Genomic DNA, 20,932 nt, shown 5'->3' on the forward strand with positions numbered 1-20,932 from the left:
GATCAGTCTAGCCTGGCCCTACTCACTCGTCTCGGGTGGCACCCACTTCGTGCTGCCCCCGGGAACGGGTTCCTGCTCTGCTTCCTGCTCTGCTTCCTGCTCGGTCTCTGCGTGCTCTTCGGTCTGGTCCTGCTCTTCGGTCTGGTCCTGCTCTTCGGTCTGGTCCTGCGACTCAGGCTCCTCCTGCGTCTCGGCCTGCTCCGGTTCGTCCGCCTCCTCCTCGGTCCCAGTCTCAGTTTCAGTTTCAACCTCATCCTCCGCCTCCGCGGCGGCGGTGCGCCGCTCCCGGAGACGCCCGACGCTCCACACCAGCGCACCGATCACCCCGGACCAGGCCAGGGCGAGCAGCGCCGCGATCAGGGGGTTGACCCCGACGTAGCCGTAGGCACCCGCGCGGCCGCCGCTGTAGAGCAGCGCGAGCAGGAAAAGGACCGCGAGGGAGGCGGCGGTTGCGAGGGCGTCGATAAGCGGCGCCCCGCGCTTGAGCGCGCGGTAAAGAAGGAGCCCCGCGGGGACGACGAGGAGGGCAGGCGCCCAGGGCGCAGCGGCGGGCGGCAGCGCGGCGAAGAGCGGTAGCGGGGGAAAGGCGACGTTGTCCACGGCGAACAGGGATGCCGAGCCGCCCGCGTAGGTGAACGCTCCCGCAAGGAGGACGCCCACAGTTTCCATGACCGCGTTGGGAAGATAAAGGATGCTGAGCAGCCCGAGCGAGACCTTGCCGCCCGCGGAGAGCACGGGGAACGCGTTAACCAGCTCCTGGATCCGGCCCGCACCGAGGCCGAGGGCGACCAGGTAGACGGTGAGCGCACCGCCCGCGAGCCAGAGGAGCTGCCGGGAGGCCTCCTTGACGTCGTCGACGAACGCCGTCGAAACGCCGTACCGGCGGGCGAGCGCCCTCCACAGCACCGTCCCCATCCCGGCGACGAACGCGACGGCGTTAGTCAGCAGCGGGTAGAGGATCGCCGGGGCGAGCGGCGGCAGGTCGATGGCGTAGACGGTGGAAGCGTCGCCGACCATGAAGATCGCCACGGCGCTCAGCACAAGCGAGAACGCCGCGACGAGAGCCGCGATCGCCCCGAGGTCCGCCACGCTGACGCGCTTGCGGGTCGCGGCGCCGATCCGGGAGGCGAAGAGGGCAACGACGGCCGCGACGGGAAGGAGCGGCACGGCGCCGAGCGTGATGGCGTCGTAACGCACCGGCGCCCCGTGGACCACGAGCCACAGCGAGCCTATGGCACCGGGCAGGTAGGAAAGCTTCGCCCCCGTCAGCAAAATTGTGACGAAGCAGACCAGCGTGACGGCTAGGGCGACCACGAGCTGCGGCACCGCCACGTACGGCAGATAGTGGCGCAGGCGCTCGCGGAAGGTCTGCGGGACCTTCGGGGCGGCCTTGCGCTGGTTCTTTGCCGAGACACGGGCCCTGATCGGGCGCTTCCGGTTTCGGGCGGATCGCGGGCTGGACTTGTTGCTCATCCCCACCAACTCTGCCACTCCACCTGCGGGGAAGGACCGAGGGACACTCCCTGTAACGTTCGCGCGCGGAAGCCCGAAGAATTAAGTTCCGCAATTGGCTTGCCTAGATGAAACCGATTCGTTACAGTAACCGTTCGTAGATAACAGGAAGGTTACAATCCCTGTTCCGTTGTAACCCTACAGACGATCTAAAAGAGGCGTAGATGATCAACTCGACTTCGAAGGCACGCACGGGCGGCAAGCACCGCAAGCAGTCCCCCAACAAGGGACGCGTCGCCCTGGTTGCCGTCGCGACGGGCGCGGTGTCCACCGCCGGCGTCTCCGGCGCCACCGCGGCCGTCCTGAGCAGCGACAAGGCCACCGAAGCCACCGTCGACTACCAGCTCGCCGCCGACACCAACGCCTCCTCCGTGACCGAGGCTGCGCCGCAGATCCTCGCCATCGCAGAGTACAAGCCCGTCGAGAACCTGACGGAGCAGCTGGACAAGGCGGTGCAGCACTCCGACATCGTCGCGAAGCTGGACGCCGCCGCCCGCGCCCCGCTGAGCATCAAGCCCGCCGAGGGCACCTTCACCTCCGGCTTCGCCATGCGCTGGGGCGCGATGCACAACGGCGTGGACATCGCCAACGCGATCGGCACCCCGATCCGCGCCGTCGCCGCCGGCACCGTCATCGACGCCGGCCCCGCCCAGGGCTACGGCAACTGGGTGCGCATCCGCCACGAGGACGGCGCCGTGTCCGTGTACGGCCACATGTCCACCGTCGGCGTCACCGTGGGCCAGCAGGTGTCCGCCGGCCAGGAGATCGCCGGGATGGGCAACGAGGGCTTCTCCACCGGCTCCCACCTCCACTTCGAGATCCACCCCGACGGCACCACCCCCGTCGATCCGGTTCCGTGGCTCGCAGCCCGGGGCATCACGCTCTAAGCCCCGACGCCCTAAGCCCCCATCCCCGCCCAGCCTCAGGCGGGGATTTTTTGTGCTCGCATGCAGGTTGGGGGTAGAGCCACCCCCGTCACTTCTGTAACAATTTTAACTATTTTCACTTCAGAAACACTGGCCCTGAGCTGGCTTTACCCCGGACTATCGCACGCGGTTTCGACCCCGAGGCCGCTGAAGGCATTGCCCACCCACCCCCTGCGGGATACATTCTTACGCGGTAGACGGCCCTTTCCGGGTCCCCGTGAGTTGAAAAGGTATCCCGAACACATGAAGCGACCCCTGCTCTGCGCGGCCGCGGCACTCGCCGTCGCCCTGTCCTCCTCCACCGCCCCCGCGTCCGCAGTCACCGTCAACGTCGGCGGCACCCCCGTGTCCACCGAGGCGGACCTCGTGAAGGCCCTCACCGAGGCCGCCACGCAGATCACCGTGACCGGCGCGACCCTGACCGCCGGCGACTACCAGATCGTCTACGACCCCCGCGTGCTCGAGGAGGAGCTGGGAATCACCCTGCCCGAAGAGCCCGGCACCTCCGTCGGCATCCAGCGCGGGCGCACCAGCGACGGCCGCGCGGTGGTCATGCCGGCCGCGGGTCGGATCAGCTCCGGCTTCGGCCAGCGCTGGGGCCGCATGCACCAGGGCATCGACATCGCCAACGACTACGGCGCCCCGATCTACGCAGTGATGGACGGCACCGTCATCAACGCCGGCCCCGCCCAGGGCTTCGGCAACTGGGTGGCCATCCAGCACGACGGCGGCGAGGTCTCCGTCTACGGCCACATGAACCAGTACAGCGTGGGCGTGGGCCAGCGGGTGACCGCCGGCGAGCAGATCGCCACCATCGGCAGCGAGGGCCAGTCGACCGGCCCGCACCTGCACTTTGAGATCAAGCCCGACGGGGTCAACCAGGCCGACCCGCAGGAGTGGCTGCGCCAGCAGGGCATCTACACCTAGAGCTTCTCCATCGGCACCCCGCCGATGAGCATGAGGCGAACCGTCCCCGAGGAACCGAAGTCGACGGTCACGGTCTCGCGCACCCCCGCCCCCTCCACGGAGAGCACGGTGCCGAGGCCGTATTTCGCGTGGTTCACCCGGTCCCCGACGGCGAGCTGGAGGTTCTTGTTCACCTTGGTGCGGGGCCGCGGGGTCTTCCTCCCCCACGCGGAGTCGGCGGGCACGGGCTCCGGGTCCACGCGGCGCCAGTCCACCAGCTCGTCGGGTACCTCGGAGAGGAAGCGGCTCGCCGGGTTGGTCACCGGGCTGCCCCACGACGCCCGCAGCCGCGCCCGGGTGAGGTAGAGCCTGCGCTTGGCGCGCGTGATGCCCACGTAGGCGAGGCGGCGCTCCTCCGCGAGCTCGGCCGGATCCCCGAGGGCCCGCAGGTGGGGGAACTGCCCGTCCTCCCACCCTGTGACGAAGACGTAGGGGAACTCGAGGCCCTTCGCGGTGTGCAGGGTCATCAGAGTCACCACGCCCTGCTCGTTGTCAGGGAGCTGGTCGGCGTCCGCGACCAGCGAGACCTTCTCCAGGAACGCCTCGACGCTGCCAGGTTCGGGCTCCCCCTCCTCCGGCTCGACGCCGTAGGCGGCCTGCAGGGCGGCCTCAGAGGAGAACTCGCGCGCCACGGAGACGAGCTCGTTGAGGTTGTCCAGCCGGGCGCCGTCCTGCGGGTCGTTCGAAGCTTCCAGCTCCGCCTTGTAGCCGGTCTCCTCGAGGATCCTGGTGACCAGCTGACCGAGGTCCTCGGTGTCGGCCAGCTCCGCGCGCAGCCCGTCCATCATCTCGACGAAGCCGGCGATGGCGTTTCTCGCCCGGGTGCCCAGCATCCCCACCTCTCCCCTGGCGGCGGCCCGCAGCGCTGCCCCGAAGCTCATGTCGTGGCTTTCCGCGTGCAGCGCCACCATCGCCTGGGCCTTGTCCCCGATGGCGCGCTTGGGCACATTGACGATGCGCCGCAGGGACACGGTGTCGTCCGGGTTGCCCAGCACCTTCAGGTAGGCGACGATGTCGCGGATCTCGCGGCGCTCGTAGAAGCGGGTGCCGCCGACGACCTTGTAGGGGATGCCGGAGCGGATGAAGATGTCCTCCAGCGCGCGCGAGGCGTTGTTGGTGCGGTACATCACCGCGATGTCGGAGTAGGGGACGCCCAGGGCGTCGATCTCCGAGGCGATGAAGCGTGCCTCGTCGTGTTCGTTGTCGGCGACGTAGCCGACGATCTTGTCTCCCGCGCCGTGGTCCGTCCACAGCTTCTTCGGACGGCGCCCCTCGTTCTGGGCGATCACGGCGTTGGCCGCGCTGAGGATCGTCTGGGTGGAGCGGTAGTTCTGCTCCAGCATGATGGTCGTCGCGTCCGGGTAGTCCCGCTCGAACTCTTCGATGTTGCGGATGGTCGCGCCGCGGAAGGCGTAGATCGACTGGTCGGAGTCGCCCACCACCGCCAGCTCGGGAGCGTCCGGGCCGTCGCCGACGAGGGTGTGCACGAGCACGTACTGCGCGTGGTTGGTGTCCTGGTACTCGTCCACCAGAACGTGGCGGAAGCGGCGTCGGTAGTACTCCGTCACCTGCGGGTGCTCCGTGAAGATGCGCACGACCTCCCCGATCAGGTCGTCGAAGTCGACGGCGTTGGACTGGCGCAGGCGGCGTTGATACTCCGCGTAGACCTGGGCGACGGTGGTCTCGAAGGGGTTGTGGGTCCGCGTGGCGTCGTCAAGCGCCTGCTGCGGCCCAACCAGCTCGTTTTTGAGGTTCGAGATGGCGTTGGACAGCGCGCGGGGCGAGAACTTCTTCAAGTCGAGGTTGAGGTCCTTCGCGATCATGCCGAGCAGGCGGCGCGAATCGTCGCTGTCGTAGATGGTGAAGTTGGTGTTCAGGCCGGGGACGAGCTGCGCCTGCTGGCGCAGGATCCGCACGCACACCGAGTGGAAGGTGGCCACCCACATCCGCTCGGCCTCGGGGCCGACGAGCTGGGTGACGCGCTCGCGCATCTCCGCGGCGGCCTTGTTGGTGAAGGTGATGGCGAGGATCTGCCACGGCGCGACGCCGCGGTTCTGCAGGAGGTAGGCGATCCTGCGGGTCAGCACTGCCGTCTTGCCGGAGCCCGCGCCAGCGACGATGAGAAGGGGCCCACCGGAGTGGGTCACGGCGGCCTCTTGCTGCGGGTTAAGGCCCAGAACCAGATCAGAATTCATGATGCCTCCCACCCTACAATCCCGGTCCGACACGCCCGGGGTGGCATAATCTGCCAGCATGAGCGATTTCGAGGTCCGCATGCCTTCCGGCACCGACGATCCGCTGTCGGACGCGGAGATTCAGCAGTACCGCAAGGAGATCGACCGCCTCGACAAGGTCATCCTGGAGGCGGTGAAGCGCCGCTCGCAGGTCTCACAGGCGATCGGCAAGACGCGGATGGGTTCAGGCGGCACGAAGCTCGTGCACACCCGCGAGGTGGCCATCATCAACCAATTCCGCGACGAGCTCGGCGAGGAGGGGCCGGCGCTGGCGACGATCCTCCTCCGCCTCGGGCGCGGCAAGCTGGGCTAGCTGCCCAGAACGACCTCGAACTCGAGCAGCTCGGCTTTCGACGCCACCGGGGCGCGCTTCTCCCCGCCGCCGTGCGACGCCCTCCCCTGGCCCTCCCACCAGGCGCGGTACGCGTCCTCGTCGGCCCACTGGGTGACCACGAAGTAGCGGTCCTCCCCCTTGACCGGGCGCAGCAGCTGGAAGCCCTCGAAGCCCGGCTGGGAATCGATCGCCTGACGACGTCCCGCGAAGCGGCGCTCGAGCTCCTCTCCGCCACCCTCGGGAACCGTGATTGCGTTGATCTTGACGATGCTCATTCCTCAACCCTACGCACGTTGCCAGCCTTTTCACTAGCGTGGAATTAGCTGACACGAATTTGTCGAGGAGGAGCACGCCACTATGCCCACCATCACATCCACCGACGCCTGGAAGCGCCTCGCCGCACTGCACGAGCAGAAGAAGAACGCGACGCTGCGGGAGCTCTTTGCCGCCGACGCCTCGCGCGCCTCGTCGCTCACGTTTGATGCGGCGGGCCTGCACGTGGACCTGTCGAAGAACCTCGTCGACGGGGAGGTTCTCGACACCCTCGTGGAGCTGGCGGAGACCGCGGGGCTGCGGGAGCGCACCGAGGCGATGTTCGCCGGCGAACGCATCAACTCGACCGAGGACCGCTCCGTGCTGCACACCGCTCTGCGCCTGCCCGCCGAGGCGGACCTCCGGGTGGGCGACCAGGATGTCGCCGCCGACGTTCACGAGGTGCTCGGCCGGATGCGCGACTTCGCCTCCGCGCTGCGCTCCGGGGAGTGGCTGGGCCACACCGGCCACACCATCAAGAAGGTGGTCAACATCGGCATCGGCGGCTCGGACCTCGGCCCGGCGATGGCGACGAAGGCGCTGCGCACCTATGCCACCGCGGGTATCAGCGCCGAGTTCGTCTCCAACGTCGACCCCGCCGACATGCACAGGGTGCTGGACGAGGCGAACGCGGAGGAGACCCTGTTCATCGTCGCCTCCAAGACGTTCACCACCCAGGAGACGCTGGCCAACGCCCACGCCGCGAAGCGGTGGCTGCTCGACCGCTTCGGCGGGGATGAGGCCGCCGTGGCGAAGCACTTCGTGGCGGTTTCGACGAACGCGGAAAAGGTCGCCGAGTTCGGCATCGACACCGCGAACATGTTCCCCTTCTGGGACTGGGTCGGCGGGCGCTACTCCGTGGACTCCGCCATCGGGCTGTCCCTCATGGCGGTGATCGGCCCCCTCGACTTCATGCGCTTCCTCGAGGGCTTCCACGCCGTGGACGAGCACTTCCGCACCACCGACCTGCGTTCGAACATCCCCGCGCTGATGGGGTTGATCAACGTCTGGTACCGCAACTTCCACGGCGCGCAGACCCACGCGGTGCTGCCCTACTCCGAGGACCTTTCCCGCTTCCCCGCCTATCTGCAGCAGCTCACGATGGAGTCCAACGGCAAGTCGGTCACCCGCGACGGCGACCGCGTCGCCTACGACACCGGCGAGATCTTCTGGGGCGAGCCGGGGACCAACGGCCAGCACGCCTTCTACCAGCTCCTGCACCAGGGCACCACGCTCGTGCCGGCCGACTTCATCGGCTTCGCCACACCGCGCGAGGACCTGCCGACGGCCGACGGCACCGGCTCGATGCACGACCTGCTCATGGGCAACTTCTTCGCCCAGACGAAGGTCCTGGCGTTCGGGAAGAATGTCGAGGAGTTGGAGCGCGAGGGCGTCGACAAGCAGCTTGCGCCGCACAAGGTGATGCCGGGCAACCGCCCGACCACCACGATCCTCGCGCCGGAGCTCACCCCGCACGCGCTGGGCGCGCTCATCGCGCTCTACGAGCACATCGTGTTCACCGAATCGGTCGTCTGGGACATCAACGCCTTCGACCAGTGGGGCGTCGAGCTGGGCAAGCAGCAGGCCAACGAGCTCGCCGCCGCGGTGTCCGGGAACGAAGATCCGGACACCGGTGATGCTTCCACCGACGCCCTGATCACCTGGTACAGGAGCGCAAAGTAATGGGCGACTCACTTTCCACCGACACCTACACCCCGAAGCAGCGGTCCATCTACCGCAAGCGCCTCGAGGACGAGCTGGAGGTCTTCGACCGCCACCTGCAGGACGCGGAGTTCATCAGCCGGGGCACGATCGGTCTCGAGCTGGAGCTCAACCTGGTCGGCGACGACATGATGCCGGCGCGGCGCAACCAGGAGGTCCTCGCCCAGCTCAGCGACGACTACCAGTCCGAGATCGGCTCCTACAACGTGGAGCTGAACCTGCCGCCGCTCAGCCTCGAGGGAGACGGGCTGCGCCAGCTGGAGCGCAACCTGGCCGCCCGCCTGCAGACGGTCAAGGACGCCGCCGGCAAGGCGGGCACGCAGGTGGCGATGATCGGCACCCTCCCCACCGTGACCCCGGAGTTCCTCGAGGATCCCGCGTGGATCACCAACGAGTACCGCTACCGGGGCCTGAACAACTCCATCATGGAATCGCGCGGCGAGCTCGTCCGCATCGACCTCGGCCGGGTGGAGAGCATCTGGCACGACTTCGAGGACATCGCAACGGAATCGACCTGCACGTCGATGCAGCTGCACCTCCAGGTCGCGCCGAACCGCTTCGCCGGAGCGTGGAACGCCTCCCAGGCCATCGCCGGGGTGCAGGCCGCCCTCGGCGCGAACTCACCACTGTTCCTCGGCCGGCGGGTGTGGCACGAGTCCCGCATTCCGGTGTTCAAGCAGTCCATCGACACCCGGACGAAGGAGCTCATCAACCAGGGTGTGCGGCCGCGCGTTTGGTTCGGCGAGCGCTGGATCACCTCGGTTTTCGACCTCTTCGAGGAAAACGTTCGCTACTTCTCCCCTCTCATCCCCGAGGGCCGCGTCGAGGCGGGCAAGCCGGTCATGCTCGGCGACAGCCCCGGGCTGCACTACCTCAACCTCCACAACGGGACGGTCTGGCGCTGGAACCGCCCCATCTACGATCCCAACGGGGAGCTCTCCCACATCCGCGTGGAGAACCGCCTCCTGCCCGCCGGCCCGACTGTCAAGGACATCACCGCCGACGCCGCCTTCTACTACGGGATGGTCAAGTTCCTCGGCGACCAGACCCGGCCGGTGTGGTCGCGCCTGAGCTTTGAGCAGGCCGAGAAGAATTTCGAGGCGGGCGCGCGCGACGGGCTGACGGCCCGGATGAAGTGGCCGACGCTCGGCACCGTCGAGGTCGCCGACCTTGTCATCTCCCACCTCCTCCCCCAGGCCCGCAAGGGGCTGGCCTCGCTGGGCGTCGACGAGGACGCCATCGAGGAGTACATGGGCATCATCGAGGGCCGCGCTTCTCGACGCCAAAACGGGGCCACCTGGCAGCTCGCGGCGCTCAACGAAGCCGGGGCGGGCACCCGCCCGGGCACCCCGGAGCGGATGGAGGCGCTGGTCCGCGTTCTCAGGCAATACCTGAGGAACCAGCAGGAAGGCGCGCCGGTGCACACTTGGCCGCTTGAGGTTGCATAGGGCAGAATGAGGGGCTGATTTCCGTCCCCTCCCGAGGAAGGCTCCCCACATGCAATCGATCATCGACTGGGTCGTGCATCTCATGGAGGTGCTCGGCGCCCCCGGCGTCGGCATCGCCATCCTGCTGGAAAACCTGTTTCCGCCGATCCCCTCGGAGGTTGTGCTGCCCCTGGCGGGCTTTACCGTCTCCCAGGGTTCGCTGAACTTCGTGGCGGTGTTCGTCTGGTCGGTTGTCGGCTCAGTTGTCGGTGCCTACATGCTCTACGGCATCGGCGCCTGGCTCGGTGCGGAGCGCCTGCGCCGCATCGCGCACTGGATGTGGCTGGTGCGGGCCTCGGACGTGGACGCCTCCCTCGATTTCTTCCGCAAGTACGGCCGCGTGTCCGTGTTTTTCGGTCGCCTGATTCCGGGCATCCGTTCGCTCATCTCCATCCCGGCAGGCCTGGACAGGATGAACCTGGTCACCTTCGGCCTGTGGACGACGCTCGGTTCCGCCATCTGGAACTTCCTCCTGGTCACCCTCGGCTTCTACCTCGGCGAGAACTGGCACCTGGTGGAGGATTACGTGAACACCTACTCCAACGTCGTCTACGTCATCCTCATCCTCCTGATCGTCGGCTTCCTTGCCTTCTTCATCCGCCGCGAGGTGCAGGAGCGGCGCGAGGGTCTGGCTCCGGCTGACAGCGCGGACACCACCAAATAACCCTCTCCAGGTCGCCCGCCCCGCCCAGAAAACCCTTCTCAATGAGCGTGGCGCACCGTCGGCACGGCTTGTTGTTCCGGCCGAACACGTAGCTGGTCTCCCCGGCCCGTCTGACCCCCGTGGTCACGCGGACCGGGGAGTCTTTGTTTGCCCACATCAGCCGCCGCGCGATGCGGACATGCTTGTCGACGTCCACGTCGCGAACCAGCTGTGCCGGGTGCGTCCCGGCGAGAAAGCAGATTTCCGCGCGGTATTCGTTGCCGATGCCGGCGGCGTTCTTCTGGTCGAGCAGCGCGCGGCCGATCTCGATGCCGGGATTTTCACTGATCCGGCGGACGACCTCCCCGTGGTCGAACTCCTCTGCAAGCATGTCGGGCCCGAGGTAAGCCATCCGCGCCTCGTATTCCCGGGCCGGGAAGACTTCGACAAGCCCGAGCTGGTGGCCCACGAGCTCGATATCCCCCTGCGGGTCCCGGACGCGCAGGACAACCCGCGCCGTGTGCGCGGGTTTGCGCCACCGCGCGCCTGCCCGGTGGATGGCCCAGGTCCCCTCCATCTTCAGGTGCGTGTGCAAAATCTCGGGGCCGAAGCGCATGAACAGGTGCTTGCCGTACGGCCAGACGCGTTCGCACGTCAGACCCGTGGCATCAAACGTGGCGAACCGCGGCACGCGCACGTCGCAGCGGGTGATCTCGCGCCCCTGCATGAAACGCAGGCGCTTCGCCAGCTGATAAACAGAATCCCCCTCAGGCATGACCTCATGCTAGCGCGATCATACAACTCAGTCAAATATTTTTTCGAATAATTCTCTATTTTCGCTTAATGAACAGTTGACAGACGCTCATACGTTCTATATATTTTGAGCTAAGAAAAGAGGGGGGACACATGGACTACGAGGAAATCCAGCAAGCGGGGTCGCACTTCCTCCGCGAGGGCGAGTACCTCATCTTCCACGGCTACGCGGAAGCAACTCTAGAGGACGACCCGGACACCGAAATCACACGCGTCATGGCGGCGACGGGACGTGGGAAGCACTTCGTCAGAGCCGGCATCCACGGGTACGCGCGACTCCGTGACCTGCCGCGCCTGCGAGCGCTCCAGAAGGAACGCAGGCTTCTCGACGTCCCACGGCTCGCCGCGATCGACAAGACCCTGGACGTCCTCCCCCTAGAAACGGACCCCGAGACGTGGGCGATTTTCGACGACGCCCTCTACGCCATGTTCACCTCCCGACGAGTCAGGCAGAACCTGCCCAGCCCATGGGCGATCACGCGCCGGCTCCGCAGGCTCGTGGCCACCATCGATTCCTCCGTCAACTTCGACCCGAACAGGAGAAAGCAGCGCGAAACCGGCACTGGCCCCTCGGCCTGTTTCTTCGTGGTCCCGGAGAACGGCGAACACCGCGGCGGGGTCTCGCTGGTTACCGACCTCGCAACCATGGCGTGCATCCAGGCGTCCATCACCGAGACAGCGCGCGAGCACAAGCTCGACCTCGCGGACACCCTGATGAAACTGCTCACCGGGGCGGTGACGCCCGTCGTGCAACCGGTCGTCCACATCTACACCCCCAGAGGTTCCGACTCGTCCGCGTACCTCCCCGGTCTCGGCTGGACCGGAGCCGAGGCCACGGGGGCCGTCGAAAAGCTGCTGCAGGAGTTCCCGCCGAAGATCCTGGACCTCGACGCGGCGGAGAATTCCCGGGTGGCCGGGTACTCGCCGACCCCCGCGATGGCCGATTACGTGCGCGCCCGCGACGGAACATGCGTCTACCCCGACTGTCACCGGCCCGCCGGCGCATGCCAGCTTGACCACCGCATCCCCTACGGCGAGGGAGGCGAGACCACGCCGGGCAATCTGTTTGCGCTCTGCCAACACCACCACAACCTAAAGACGGATCGTCTCGCGTTCTACCTCCCGGACCCCGTCACGGGTGACACGGTTTGGCTGTTCGCCGACGGGACGTGGGTGATGTCCGAAAACAACGGAATCCTGCGCTCCCAGATCACCCCGACCAACCCGAAGTGGTCCACGACCCTGCGCCAAAACCGCGCCCGCCGCGCCGAGGCCGCGCGCTTCAACGCCCTGTGCCACGCGCTGTGCGACCAGTACGAACGCGACGGGGATCTCGAAGCCTGCCGATCCGCGATCAGGAAGCTCGAGTTGGAGTACGGCGATGTCTTTGAGTTCACGCCGCAGCCCGAAGACCTGTCCTGGATCCCGCCCGAGCCCGACGACGGGGAGCCGGCCTACCCCGATCCCCTCGAGGACCTCTGCGCCGCCTAATCGTCGAAGCTGAGCTCCTCGATGGCCTCGGATACCGAACGTCCCCGCCGCTTCGGTGGGGTCGCCGCCCGCCCACCAATTCTCACGCCCTTGTGGGTCACCGCTGCGCCGTACTCGCGCAGGGAAAACGCGCTGTCGCCGTTGAGCTTCTCTACGTTCAACGGCCGCATCCGCCCCAGCTCCACCGACTCTGCCAACGCCCGCACGACCATCTCCAGCGGATCCCCGGTGTCGGCCGGAGAATCCCCGAAGAACGTGGTGAGGTTCTTGCCGCCGCGGGTGACATGCGCGGCGAGGAGGCCGTCGATCAGCACGACGATCGCGCCCGCGCTGCGCGTCGGCCCCTGCTCCGGCCACGGCAGCGCCGCCCCGTACGGGTTGGCCGGGTCGGTGGCCGCCAGGACGTGGACCCGCGGCTCGCGGGTGCCGGAGGGCCAGCCGGCAACGTCGTCGGAATCTTGGTACCCGCGGAGGCGGTCAATCGTTGCGGGGGTGGAAAACTGCGCCGCCCCGAGCCCCTCGATGAAGTACCCGCGCATCGCCTTCCCGGACTCCTCGAACCCGCTGAGCACCTTGTAGGCGAGGGCGAAACCGCCCAGGGCCCCGCGGGTGACCACGCCGTAGCGGTCCAGCCAGGCCTCGCCCTGGGCGACGGAGCGGCGGGTGAAATCGGTGTCGATCGACGGGGTGGCCGCCCACCGCCCCACCATGTCGGGCGGGGTGCTCGAGGCGAACGAGGTCCGCCCCGAGCCGACCCGCGAGCGGGAGGGGCGGCGCTTCGCCCGGTGGGCGGTCGTGCCCCCGGCCAGCCGGGCGCGGATCGGGGCGAAGGAATCCGGGGCGACGAAACCGGCCTCGACGAGGTCCCACATCGATTCGCGCAGTTCCTCTGCGGTGGTGGTCCCGCTCAGGAGGTCGGAGAAGAGGAAACCCCCGCCGGAGCGGACCTTCTCCATCACCTGCGCCTGGGTCAGCGAGAGCATCGGCTCCTCGATCTCCGGCATGAGCTGCGCGGCGTAGTCCTGGGGCAGCAGCATGATCCAGGGGTCCCGCGCACCGGCCTTGCCTGCGCCGACGATCGCGACCTCCCCCGCGGACGTGAGCTCGTCGAGCATCTCGGGCCGGTAGTCCCCGACCCGCGAGGGAAGGATCCACGACTCCCACGCCGAGGCGGGCAGCCGCACGCCCGCGAGCTGCTCCAAGACGGTGAACACCCCGTCGGCCCCGCGCAGCGCGGGCCTCGTTCCCATCGGGGCGACGTTGAGCCAGGCGGGCAGGAAACGCCCGTAGGCCGACTGGGAGACGGGCCGGGTCTGGGCCCGCGCCTTCGCCAGCGAGCGGGAGCGGATGATCCGCAGCACCTCGGCGGAGACGTACTCCTGCTCCTCCACGCCCTGCCGGTAGCGCCCCTCGACGACCTTGTCGAAGTCGAGGGCGGCGTACGCTGCCCCGACCGCCAGCCCGAAGGCGCCGGCGAGGTCGCGTAGGGTGAACGGCCCGCGGGTGCGCACCCACCGGTTGACCAGCTGGGACAGCGCGTCGGGGATGGTCGCCTGCTGGGCGGCGACGCCGGGCGGGACGGGGACGCCGAGGGCGTCGCGAAGCAAGGGCGCGTCGAGAGATTGGGCGATGTGCTCGCGCCCGCCGATGCGCACCCGCATGACGCGCCCGCCGAGCGAGGCCTCGAGGGAGGTGAGCGGCACCGTCGTGTACGCGGAGAGCTCGTCGAGGGGGACGGGACCGACCATGCGCAACGTGTCCGCGAACTGCTCCGAGGTGGGGGCGCGTCCGAGGCGGCGCAGGGAGGCGTCGACCTCGGCGATGATGTCGGCGTCGAGCAGGTCGCGCAGCTCGACGGTGCCGAGGAGCTTCGCCAGAAGGGAGGGGTCGAGGGCGAGGGCCGCCGCGCGCTTCTCCGCCAGCGGGGTGTCGCCCTCGTACATGAACGCGCCGGTGTAGTTGAACAGCAGCGAGGAGGCGAAGGGGCTGGGCTGCTCGGTAGTGACCTCGGCGATGCGCACGCGGCGGTTGCCCAGGTCGCGCATCACGGTTTGGAGGGAGGGCAGGTCGTAGACGTCCTGCAGGCACTCGCGGACCGTCTCCAGGATGATGGGGAACGAGGGGTAGTTGCGCGCGACGTCGAGAAGCTGCTCGGCGCGCTGGCGCTGCTGCCACAGCGGTGCGCGCTTGCCCGGGTGGCGGCGTGGCAGCAGGAGCGCGCGGGCGGCGCACTCGCGGAAGCGGGAGGCGAACAGCGCCGAGTTGCCCACCTGCTCGGTCACGATGTCGGCGATCTCGTCGGCGTCAAAGAGGAAGACGGAGCCGTCGGGCTCCTTCTCCCCCTGCGGCAACCGCAGGACGATGCCGTCGTCGCCCGCGACGGCCTGGGCGTCCATCCCGGTCTCCTGGGAGACCCGCCACCCCGCGGCGAGCGCCCACGCGGCGTTGACACCCTTGCCGAAGGGCGTGTGCAGCACCACGCGCCAGTCGCCCAGCTCGTCGGTGAAGCGCTCGAGGACCAGGGTTTTTTCGTCGGGGACGCGCCCAGTCGCCTCCTCCTGCTCGGCGAGGTACTGCAGGAGGTTGCGGCGCGCGAACTCGTCGAGGGAGGGATCGAGGCGGTCCTTCGCTTCACGACGGAACTCCCCCAGCGCCACCCCGAGCTCGTACGGCCTGCCCAGGCCGTCGCCCGTCCAGAAGGGGAGCCTGCCGGTGTGCCCGGGTGCCGGGCTGACCTGCACCTGGTCGCGGGTGATGTTCTCGATGCGCCAGCTCGACGCCCCGAGGGTGAATACGTCTCCGACGCGCGACTCGTAGACCATCTCCTCGTCCAGTTCGCCGACGCGGCGCGGGGCGGAGCTGTCGGACCCGATGAGGAAGACCCCGAACATGCCCCGGTCCGGGATCGTTCCGCCGCTCGTCACGGCGACGCGCTGGGCGCCCGGCCGGGCCCTGAGCACGTTGTCCTCCAGGATGGCGCGGGGGCGCAGCTCCGCGAAGTCGGTGGAGGGGTAGACCCCGATGACGAGGTTGATCACGGCGTCGTAGACCTCTCGGGCGAGGTCGCGGTAGGGCCAGGCGCGGCGCACGGTGTCGTACCACTCGTCGACGTCGAGGTCCGCCACGCTGACCGCCGCGATGGTCTGCTGCGTGAGGACGTCCAAGGGCGAGACGGGGGTGTGCAGCTCCTCGATGAGACCCTCCCGCATCCGGGGCACCGTCACCGCGGTCTGGACGAGGTCGGAGCGGTGCTTCGGGTAGAAGGTCCCCTCCGAGACGGCGCCGACGGTGTGCCCGGCGCGCCCGACGCGCTGCAGGCCGGAGGCCACCGAGGGCGGCGACTCCACCTGGATGACCAGGTCCACCGCGCCCATGTCGATGCCCAGCTCCAGCGAGGAGGTGGAGATCACGGCCCGCAGCGAGCCCTCCTTGAGCATCGTCTCGGTGAGGAGGCGCTCGTCCTTCGACACGCTGCCGTGGTGGGCGCGGGCGATGACGGGGGCGGCGTGCCCGGCGGTGTCGGTGGGCTTCATCAGCTGGGCTGGGGGGCGTCGTAAAGCGGGGCTGAGGCTCCCGGGGTCGTGCTCTTTCGCCCACAGCTCGTTGATCTGGCTGGTCAGGCGCTCGGCCGAGCGCCGGGAGTTGACGAAGACGATGGTCGAGCGGTGCGCCATGACCTGCTCGTAGACCGCGCGCTCGATGTGGGGCCAGATGGAGGCGCTGGCGGCGGGGGCGGAAAGCTCGTCGTCGATGACGGCTTCGCCGATGGTGGAGGCGTCCTCCGGCACGGGCAGGTCGCTCATGTCCTCGACGGGCACGACAACGTCGAGCTCCCATTTCTTTTCCCCCGGCGGGTTGATGATGCTCGTGCGCGGACCCAGGAAATTTGCCACCGCGCTCAGGGGTCGCACCGTGGCGGACAGGCCGATGCGCTGGAAGGAGCCCGCGACCATGGCGAGGCGCTCCAGAGACAGGGCCAGGTGGACGCCGCGCTTGGTGCCGGCGAGCGCGTGGATCTCGTCGACGATGACGGTGTCCACCGTTTTTAAGATCCCCGCCGCCTTGGAGGTGAGCATGAGGTAGAGCGACTCGGGCGTGGTGATGAGGATGTCCGGGGGCTTGCGCAGCTGCCTGCTGCGCTCCGACTGCGGGGTGTCGCCCGAGCGCACCGCCACCGAGATGTCCGGCATGTCGCGGCCCATCCTGTGCGCCACGCGCGCGATGCCGTTCAGCGGGGCGCGCAGGTTGTTCTCCACGTCCACGCCCAGGGCCTTGAGCGGGGAGATGTAGAGCACCTTCACCCCGCCGTGGGTGGACGCGTTCGCGCCGTCGATCGGCAGGGCCTGCTGCCCGGCGCGCTCGACGAGGCTGTTGAGCGACCAGAGGAACGCGGCTAGCGTCTTGCCCGAGCCGGTCGGCGCGACAACGAGCGAGTTCTCCCCCGCCGAGATAGATTCCCACGCCTCGGCCTGCACCGGCGTCGGGGCCGCGAAGACCTCCCGGAACCACGTCGCCACCTGGGGGTGGAAGCGGTCCAAAATCTCCTCGGGCATGGCTGCCACTCTACGGTAGGGTCATAGCTATGACGGCTTCCTACTCTGACTCCCGCCTGACCAACCTCATTGCGCAGGGCACAGGTGAAATCCTGAAGGGGATCCGCGGCGTCGGTCTGCTCCGCGGGCGCGAGCTGGGCGAGGCGGGCGACGACCTCGCCCAGAACTGGATCGCCCGCGTCCTCGAGCAGCACCGCCCCGACGACGGTTTCCTGTCGGAGGAGGCCGCCGACAACCGCGAGCGCCTGACGAAGGACCGCGTGTGGATCGTCGACCCGCTCGACGGCACCAAGGAGTTCGCCACCGGCCGCCAGGACTGGGCGGTGCACGTCGCGCTCGTGGAGGACGGTGTGCCCACCCACGCGGCGGTGGGCCTGCCCGACCTGGGTGTGGTGTTCAAGTCCTCCGACGTGCGCCACGTGGCGGGTCCGTTCGCCCGCAAGATCGCCCTGTCGCGCAACCGCCCGCCGGCCGTTGCGGGTGCGGTGGCGGACGCCCTCGGTTTCGAGGCGGTCGGGGTGGGATCCGCGGGCGCGAAGGCGATGCACGTCCTGCTCGGCGACTACGACGCCTACGTCCACGCCGGCGGCCAGTACGAGTGGGACCAGGCGGCGCCAGTGGGCGTGTCCCTGGCGGCGGGTCTGCACTGCTCGCGCCTCGACGGCTCCGAGCTGCGGTACAACAACGAGGACACCTACATCCCCGACCTGGTGATTTGCCGCCCCGAGCTGGCGGACGAAATACTTGCCGCGTGCGCCGCGTTCCACGAGGAGCACGGCAACTACGAAGGTTAGAGCAGGCTAGAAAGGTCCCAGATGATCCCCACTCCCTACGAGGATTTGCTTCGCGACGTCCTCGCCAACGGAACCCCCAAGGGGGATCGCACCGGCACCGGCACCCGCAGCGTCTTCGGCCGCCAGCTGCGCTACGACCTCGCGGAGTTCTTCCCCCTGCTGACCACAAAGCGCGTCTACCTCAAGGGCGTCGTCGGCGAGCTCCTGTGGTTCCTGAAGGGCGACTCGAACGTGCGCTGGCTGCAGGAGAACAACATCCGCATCTGGAACGAGTGGGCCGACGCCGACGGCGAGCTCGGCCCCGTCTACGGCGTGCAGTGGCGCTCCTGGCCCACCCCGGACGGCCAGCACATCGACCAGATCCAGCAGGCCCTGGACACCCTGACCGAGAACCCGGACTCGCGCCGCAACGTCGTCTCCGCCTGGAACGTTGCCGAGCTGGACAAGATGGCGCTCATGCCCTGCCACCTGCTCTTCCAGCTCTACGTCGCCGACGGCAAGCTCTCGCTGCAGGTGTACCAGCGCTCCGCCGACCTGTTCCTCGGCGTGCCCTTCAACATCGCCTCCTACGCGCTGCTCACCCACATGTTCGCCCAGCAGGCGGGCCTCGGGGTCGGCGAGCTGATTTGGACGGGCGGCGACTGCCACATCTACAACGACCACATCGACCAGGTCACCGAGCAGCTCTCCCGCGAGCCGCGCCCCTACCCCCAGCTGAAGCTGCGCAAGGCGGACTCCCTGTTCGACTACGCCCTCGAGGACGTCGATGTCGTCGGCTACGACCCCCACCCCACGATCAAGGCGCAGGTGTCGGTGTGATCGGCGCGATCTGGGCCCAGGGCCGCGGCGGGGTGATCGGCGACGGTCGCGGCATGCCCTGGCACCTGCCCGAGGACCTGCGCCACTTCAAGGAGGTCACGCTCGGCCACCCGATCATCATGGGGCGCAGGACGTGGGAGTCGCTGCCGGTCAGGCCCCTGCCGGGCCGGCCCAACCACGTGATCTCCACGCGCGAGCCCGGCGACTGGTCCGACGGCGCGTACGTCTCGAAGGACCTGCCCGACCTGCGCACCGACGCGTGGATCATCGGCGGGGCCCAGCTCTACGAGGCCACCCTCGACGAGGTCAACGTCATCGAGCGCACGCTTATCGACGCCACCTTCGACGTCCCCACCCCCGTCCACGCGCCCCGCATCGACGACGCCTTCGAGCTCGTCTCGGAGTCGGGCTGGCGGACGTCGACAAGCGGCCTGCGCTACACCTTCCAACGCTTCGAAAGGACATCATGATCGTCTACGCCACCACCTGGTGCCCCTACTGCCGCTCCCTGCTGTCCGCGCTGAAGAAGACCGACATGGTCTACGACGTCGTGGACGTCGACGAGGACCGCGAGGCCGCCGCCTGGGTCGAGTCCGTCAACGACGGCAACCGCATCGTGCCCACCGTCCGCTACGACGACGGAACCCACGACACAAACCCGCCCTTCGCACAGGTCAAGGCGAAGTATGAGGAGATCAACGCGTAGGGTACCCTGTTCGTGTTGCCCTAGTAGCTCAGTGGATAGAGCACGGCTCTCCTAAAGCCGGTGTCGGAGGTTCGATTCCTCTCTGGGGCGCTCTTGGGGGTTTCGAAGAATCTCGTTTGATTGTTCGAACAATTCTCCTCAACACGTGAAAACGCCCTTACCTGCAAAAATAGGTAGGGCGTTTCTGTTTGCGTGGAGCTGAGTTTCGGGTTTTTGTTACCGATTAGCGGCTGAATATTGCCGATTTTCTCTTCTCGCTGATCGCCTTTGCCCGCCACACTTTGTGGGTGGCGGTTGTAAGGGACTGAAGTGTCCTGGGTTTAGTTCTGATCGTTTCTAGAGGAGGATTGGACCATGCCTAGGAAGTTCAGTGACGAGTTCAAGGACAAGGCGGTGCGGTTAGCCGAGGAGCTCGTTGAGCTTGAGGGGTGTTCGAAGTGGGCGGCGGCGGAGGAGATCGGCGAGAAGCTCGGCGTCTCGGCGCACACGCTCAACAACTGGTTGAAACCTGTCAAAGCGTCCCCCGACGTTCAGCGGAGCACTGGCGAGTCGGTCGACGACGAACTGAAGCGTCTGCGGCAAGAGAACAAAGAGCTGCGCAGGGCAAACGAGATCTTGAAGACCGCTTCAGCTTTTTTCGCAGCGGAACTCGACCGTCCCACCAGAAGATGATCGAATACATCGACACGTATCGCGATCGCTTCGGGGTCGAGGCCATCTGTCGCACGTTAAGGCAGACAGAATGTGGGTTTATCACCTCTCGTGGCTACCGAGCAGCGAAAACACGAGCCCCGTCGGCCAGGAGCTTGTCAGACGCGCTGCTTATCCCCGAATTGGTGAAAGTCTTCGAGGACAACTTCAGCGTGTACGGGGTACGCAAGATGTGGAAGGCCATGCAGCGCGCCGGCTGGGACATCGGTCGTGATCAGACGGCACGGTTGATGAAACTCGCCGGCATCCAAGGCCGCAGAAGGGGCCGCACTCCGATCACAACGCTTCGGGCTGATGTCCCGGATTGTCGTCCTGATCTGGTCAATCGTGACTTCACCGCGTCAGCGCCACACCGCCTGTGGGTCGCTGACATCACCTACGTGCGTACCCTGTCGGGGTTTGCGTACACCGCGTTCATCACCGATGCGTACTCCCGCAAGATTGTCGGGGTTGCCACCAGGGCTAGCATGCGCACCGATGAGCTGCCTCTTGAGGCTTTTGAGCATGCTCTTTATCACGCAGGTGATCTCCGTGCTGAAGGACTTGTCCATCACAGCGATCGCGGCTCGCAGTACGTGTCCATTCGTTACAGTGAGGCGCTTGCTCAAGCTGGGATTGATCCGTCCGTTGGCACCGTCGGCGATTCCTACGACAACGCGTTGGCGGAAACGGTCAACGGTCTATACAAGACCGAGCTGATCTATCCCCACCGGCCGTGGGCGTCGGTTGGGGAAGTCGAGATCGCGACCCTTCGCTGGGTGTACTGGTGGAATAACCATCGCCTGCACGAGTCATTGGGATACATCACTCCACAAGAGATGGAAGACGCCTACTATCAACAATCACACGCCCACCCGTTGGGCGTTCAATAAGCGGAACGAAAACCAGGACGCTTCAGGACGAAGCCGA

Annotated in this window: 17 protein-coding genes, 1 tRNA gene and 1 pseudogene; 14 read left to right on the forward strand and 5 right to left on the reverse strand. The window is 67.5% G+C overall.

The features are described from left to right. Nucleotides 1-18: 18 nt before the first annotated feature. Complete coding sequence (locus DYZ02_RS03825; protein WP_115685058.1) at nt 19-1,473, reverse strand: cell division protein PerM; 1,455 nt, start codon at nt 1,471-1,473, stop codon at nt 19-21. A 203-nt stretch (nt 1,474-1,676) separates the two neighbouring features. Here DYZ02_RS03825 and DYZ02_RS03830 point away from each other — a divergent pair, with 203 nt between their 5' ends. Both DYZ02_RS03830 and DYZ02_RS03835 read left to right on the forward strand, forming a co-directional pair. After that, nucleotides 1,677-2,399, forward strand: a complete 723-nt coding sequence (locus DYZ02_RS03830; protein WP_115685059.1) for a M23 family metallopeptidase — start codon at nt 1,677-1,679, stop codon at nt 2,397-2,399. A gap of 282 nt (nt 2,400-2,681) precedes the next feature. Continuing rightward, a complete protein-coding gene (locus DYZ02_RS03835) occupies nt 2,682-3,365 on the forward strand; it encodes a M23 family metallopeptidase (RefSeq protein ID WP_115685060.1) in 684 nt (227 codons plus the stop codon). On the opposite strand, the gene pcrA is transcribed toward DYZ02_RS03835, so the two are convergent. Continuing rightward, the gene (gene pcrA, locus DYZ02_RS03840; protein WP_115685061.1) at nt 3,362-5,599 is read right to left on the reverse strand and encodes a DNA helicase PcrA; all 2,238 of its coding nucleotides are present in this window, start codon (nt 5,597-5,599) and stop codon (nt 3,362-3,364) included. The genes DYZ02_RS03835 and pcrA overlap by 4 nt on opposite strands. 58 nt (nt 5,600-5,657) lie before the next feature. Here pcrA and DYZ02_RS03845 point away from each other — a divergent pair, with 58 nt between their 5' ends. Further along, complete coding sequence (locus tag DYZ02_RS03845) at nt 5,658-5,951, forward strand: chorismate mutase (RefSeq protein ID WP_115685062.1); 294 nt, start codon at nt 5,658-5,660, stop codon at nt 5,949-5,951. On the opposite strand, the gene DYZ02_RS03850 is transcribed toward DYZ02_RS03845, so the two are convergent. Then, nucleotides 5,948-6,247, reverse strand: a complete 300-nt coding sequence (locus tag DYZ02_RS03850) for an antibiotic biosynthesis monooxygenase family protein (protein ID WP_115685063.1) — start codon at nt 6,245-6,247, stop codon at nt 5,948-5,950. The two genes, DYZ02_RS03845 and DYZ02_RS03850, sit on opposite strands and share 4 nt — an antisense overlap. Nucleotides 6,248-6,329: 82 nt before the next feature. Between DYZ02_RS03850 and pgi the strand changes: the two genes are divergently transcribed. The 3 genes from pgi to DYZ02_RS03865 are packed head-to-tail and all read left to right on the forward strand — an operon-like array spanning nt 6,330 to nt 10,157. After that, a complete protein-coding gene (gene pgi / locus DYZ02_RS03855; RefSeq protein WP_115685064.1) occupies nt 6,330-7,967 on the forward strand; it encodes a glucose-6-phosphate isomerase in 1,638 nt (545 codons plus the stop codon). Next, nucleotides 7,967-9,454, forward strand: a complete 1,488-nt coding sequence (locus DYZ02_RS03860) for a glutamate-cysteine ligase family protein (RefSeq protein WP_115685065.1) — start codon at nt 7,967-7,969, stop codon at nt 9,452-9,454. The genes pgi and DYZ02_RS03860 overlap by 1 nt, the downstream gene beginning before the upstream one ends. Before the next feature lie 49 nt (nt 9,455-9,503). Continuing rightward, complete coding sequence (locus DYZ02_RS03865) at nt 9,504-10,157, forward strand: DedA family protein (RefSeq protein WP_115685066.1); 654 nt, start codon at nt 9,504-9,506, stop codon at nt 10,155-10,157. Here DYZ02_RS03865 and DYZ02_RS03870 read toward each other — a convergent pair. Continuing rightward, a complete protein-coding gene (locus DYZ02_RS03870) occupies nt 10,087-10,911 on the reverse strand; it encodes a DNA-formamidopyrimidine glycosylase family protein (protein ID WP_115685067.1) in 825 nt (274 codons plus the stop codon). The two genes, DYZ02_RS03865 and DYZ02_RS03870, sit on opposite strands and share 71 nt — an antisense overlap. Nucleotides 10,912-11,042: 131 nt before the next feature. On the opposite strand from DYZ02_RS03870, the gene DYZ02_RS03875 reads away from it, so the two are divergent. Further along, nucleotides 11,043-12,440, forward strand: coding sequence for an HNH endonuclease signature motif containing protein (locus DYZ02_RS03875; RefSeq protein ID WP_115685068.1), 1,398 nt, complete (start codon nt 11,043-11,045; stop codon nt 12,438-12,440). Here the strand turns inward: DYZ02_RS03875 and DYZ02_RS03880 are convergent. After that, entirely contained in the window at nt 12,437-16,993 is a 4,557-nt protein-coding gene (locus tag DYZ02_RS03880) for an Lhr family ATP-dependent helicase (RefSeq protein WP_115686362.1), read from the reverse strand. The genes DYZ02_RS03875 and DYZ02_RS03880 overlap by 4 nt on opposite strands. Before the next feature lie 29 nt (nt 16,994-17,022). Between DYZ02_RS03880 and DYZ02_RS03885 the strand changes: the two genes are divergently transcribed. The 7 genes and pseudogenes from DYZ02_RS03885 (at nt 17,023) to DYZ02_RS03910 (ending at nt 20,895) form a co-directional block, all read left to right on the forward strand. After that, nucleotides 17,023-17,787: a 3'(2'),5'-bisphosphate nucleotidase CysQ gene (locus DYZ02_RS03885; RefSeq protein ID WP_115685069.1), complete on the forward strand. Its 765-nt coding sequence runs from the start codon at nt 17,023-17,025 to the stop codon at nt 17,785-17,787. A gap of 21 nt (nt 17,788-17,808) precedes the next feature. Beyond that, nucleotides 17,809-18,606: a thymidylate synthase gene (locus DYZ02_RS03890; RefSeq protein ID WP_115685070.1), complete on the forward strand. Its 798-nt coding sequence runs from the start codon at nt 17,809-17,811 to the stop codon at nt 18,604-18,606. Further along, nucleotides 18,603-19,076: a dihydrofolate reductase gene (locus DYZ02_RS03895; protein ID WP_115685071.1), complete on the forward strand. Its 474-nt coding sequence runs from the start codon at nt 18,603-18,605 to the stop codon at nt 19,074-19,076. Before DYZ02_RS03890 ends, DYZ02_RS03895 begins: the two co-directional genes overlap by 4 nt. Then, nucleotides 19,073-19,312 (forward strand): mycoredoxin, encoded by a 240-nt coding sequence (locus tag DYZ02_RS03900; protein ID WP_115685072.1) that lies wholly within the window; start codon nt 19,073-19,075, stop codon nt 19,310-19,312. Before DYZ02_RS03895 ends, DYZ02_RS03900 begins: the two co-directional genes overlap by 4 nt. Before the next feature lie 17 nt (nt 19,313-19,329). Further along, nucleotides 19,330-19,402: transfer RNA gene (locus DYZ02_RS03905), tRNA-Arg, on the forward strand. A 264-nt stretch (nt 19,403-19,666) separates the two neighbouring features. Further along, nucleotides 19,667-19,861: pseudogene (locus DYZ02_RS11530) on the forward strand (transposase); the annotation flags it as partial. Then, nucleotides 19,810-20,895 carry an IS3 family transposase gene (locus tag DYZ02_RS03910; RefSeq protein ID WP_245616269.1) on the forward strand — a complete coding sequence of 362 codons (1,086 nt, stop codon included), beginning with the start codon at nt 19,810-19,812 and terminating at the stop codon, nt 20,893-20,895. The pseudogene DYZ02_RS11530 and the gene DYZ02_RS03910, both read left to right, overlap by 52 nt. The last annotated feature ends 37 nt before the right edge of the window (nt 20,896-20,932 follow it).

Source organism: Corynebacterium senegalense (genome assembly GCF_900411315.1).
GTDB classification, from domain to species: Bacteria; Actinomycetota; Actinomycetes; order Mycobacteriales; family Mycobacteriaceae; genus Corynebacterium; species Corynebacterium senegalense.

Excerpts from the sequence above, each read along its gene's own strand:
- DYZ02_RS03845 (WP_115685062.1), top strand. The coding sequence starts at position 5,658 with ATGAGCGATTTCGAGGTCCGCATGCCTTCCGGCACCGACGATCCGCTG.
- DYZ02_RS03825 (WP_115685058.1), bottom strand. The coding sequence starts at position 1,473 with ATGAGCAACAAGTCCAGCCCGCGATCCGCCCGAAACCGGAAGCGCCCG.
- DYZ02_RS03890 (WP_115685070.1), top strand. The coding sequence starts at position 17,809 with ATGATCCCCACTCCCTACGAGGATTTGCTTCGCGACGTCCTCGCCAAC.
- DYZ02_RS03885 (WP_115685069.1), top strand. The coding sequence starts at position 17,023 with ATGACGGCTTCCTACTCTGACTCCCGCCTGACCAACCTCATTGCGCAG.
- DYZ02_RS03835 (WP_115685060.1), top strand. The coding sequence starts at position 2,682 with ATGAAGCGACCCCTGCTCTGCGCGGCCGCGGCACTCGCCGTCGCCCTG.
- DYZ02_RS03850 (WP_115685063.1), bottom strand. The coding sequence starts at position 6,247 with ATGAGCATCGTCAAGATCAACGCAATCACGGTTCCCGAGGGTGGCGGA.
- pcrA (WP_115685061.1), bottom strand. The coding sequence starts at position 5,599 with ATGAATTCTGATCTGGTTCTGGGCCTTAACCCGCAGCAAGAGGCCGCC.
- pgi (WP_115685064.1), top strand. The coding sequence starts at position 6,330 with ATGCCCACCATCACATCCACCGACGCCTGGAAGCGCCTCGCCGCACTG.
- DYZ02_RS03875 (WP_115685068.1), top strand. The coding sequence starts at position 11,043 with ATGGACTACGAGGAAATCCAGCAAGCGGGGTCGCACTTCCTCCGCGAG.
- DYZ02_RS03880 (WP_115686362.1), bottom strand. The coding sequence starts at position 16,993 with ATGCCCGAGGAGATTTTGGACCGCTTCCACCCCCAGGTGGCGACGTGG.
- DYZ02_RS03865 (WP_115685066.1), top strand. The coding sequence starts at position 9,504 with ATGCAATCGATCATCGACTGGGTCGTGCATCTCATGGAGGTGCTCGGC.
- DYZ02_RS03900 (WP_115685072.1), top strand. The coding sequence starts at position 19,073 with ATGATCGTCTACGCCACCACCTGGTGCCCCTACTGCCGCTCCCTGCTG.
- DYZ02_RS03870 (WP_115685067.1), bottom strand. The coding sequence starts at position 10,911 with ATGCCTGAGGGGGATTCTGTTTATCAGCTGGCGAAGCGCCTGCGTTTC.
- DYZ02_RS03830 (WP_115685059.1), top strand. The coding sequence starts at position 1,677 with ATGATCAACTCGACTTCGAAGGCACGCACGGGCGGCAAGCACCGCAAG.
- DYZ02_RS03860 (WP_115685065.1), top strand. The coding sequence starts at position 7,967 with ATGGGCGACTCACTTTCCACCGACACCTACACCCCGAAGCAGCGGTCC.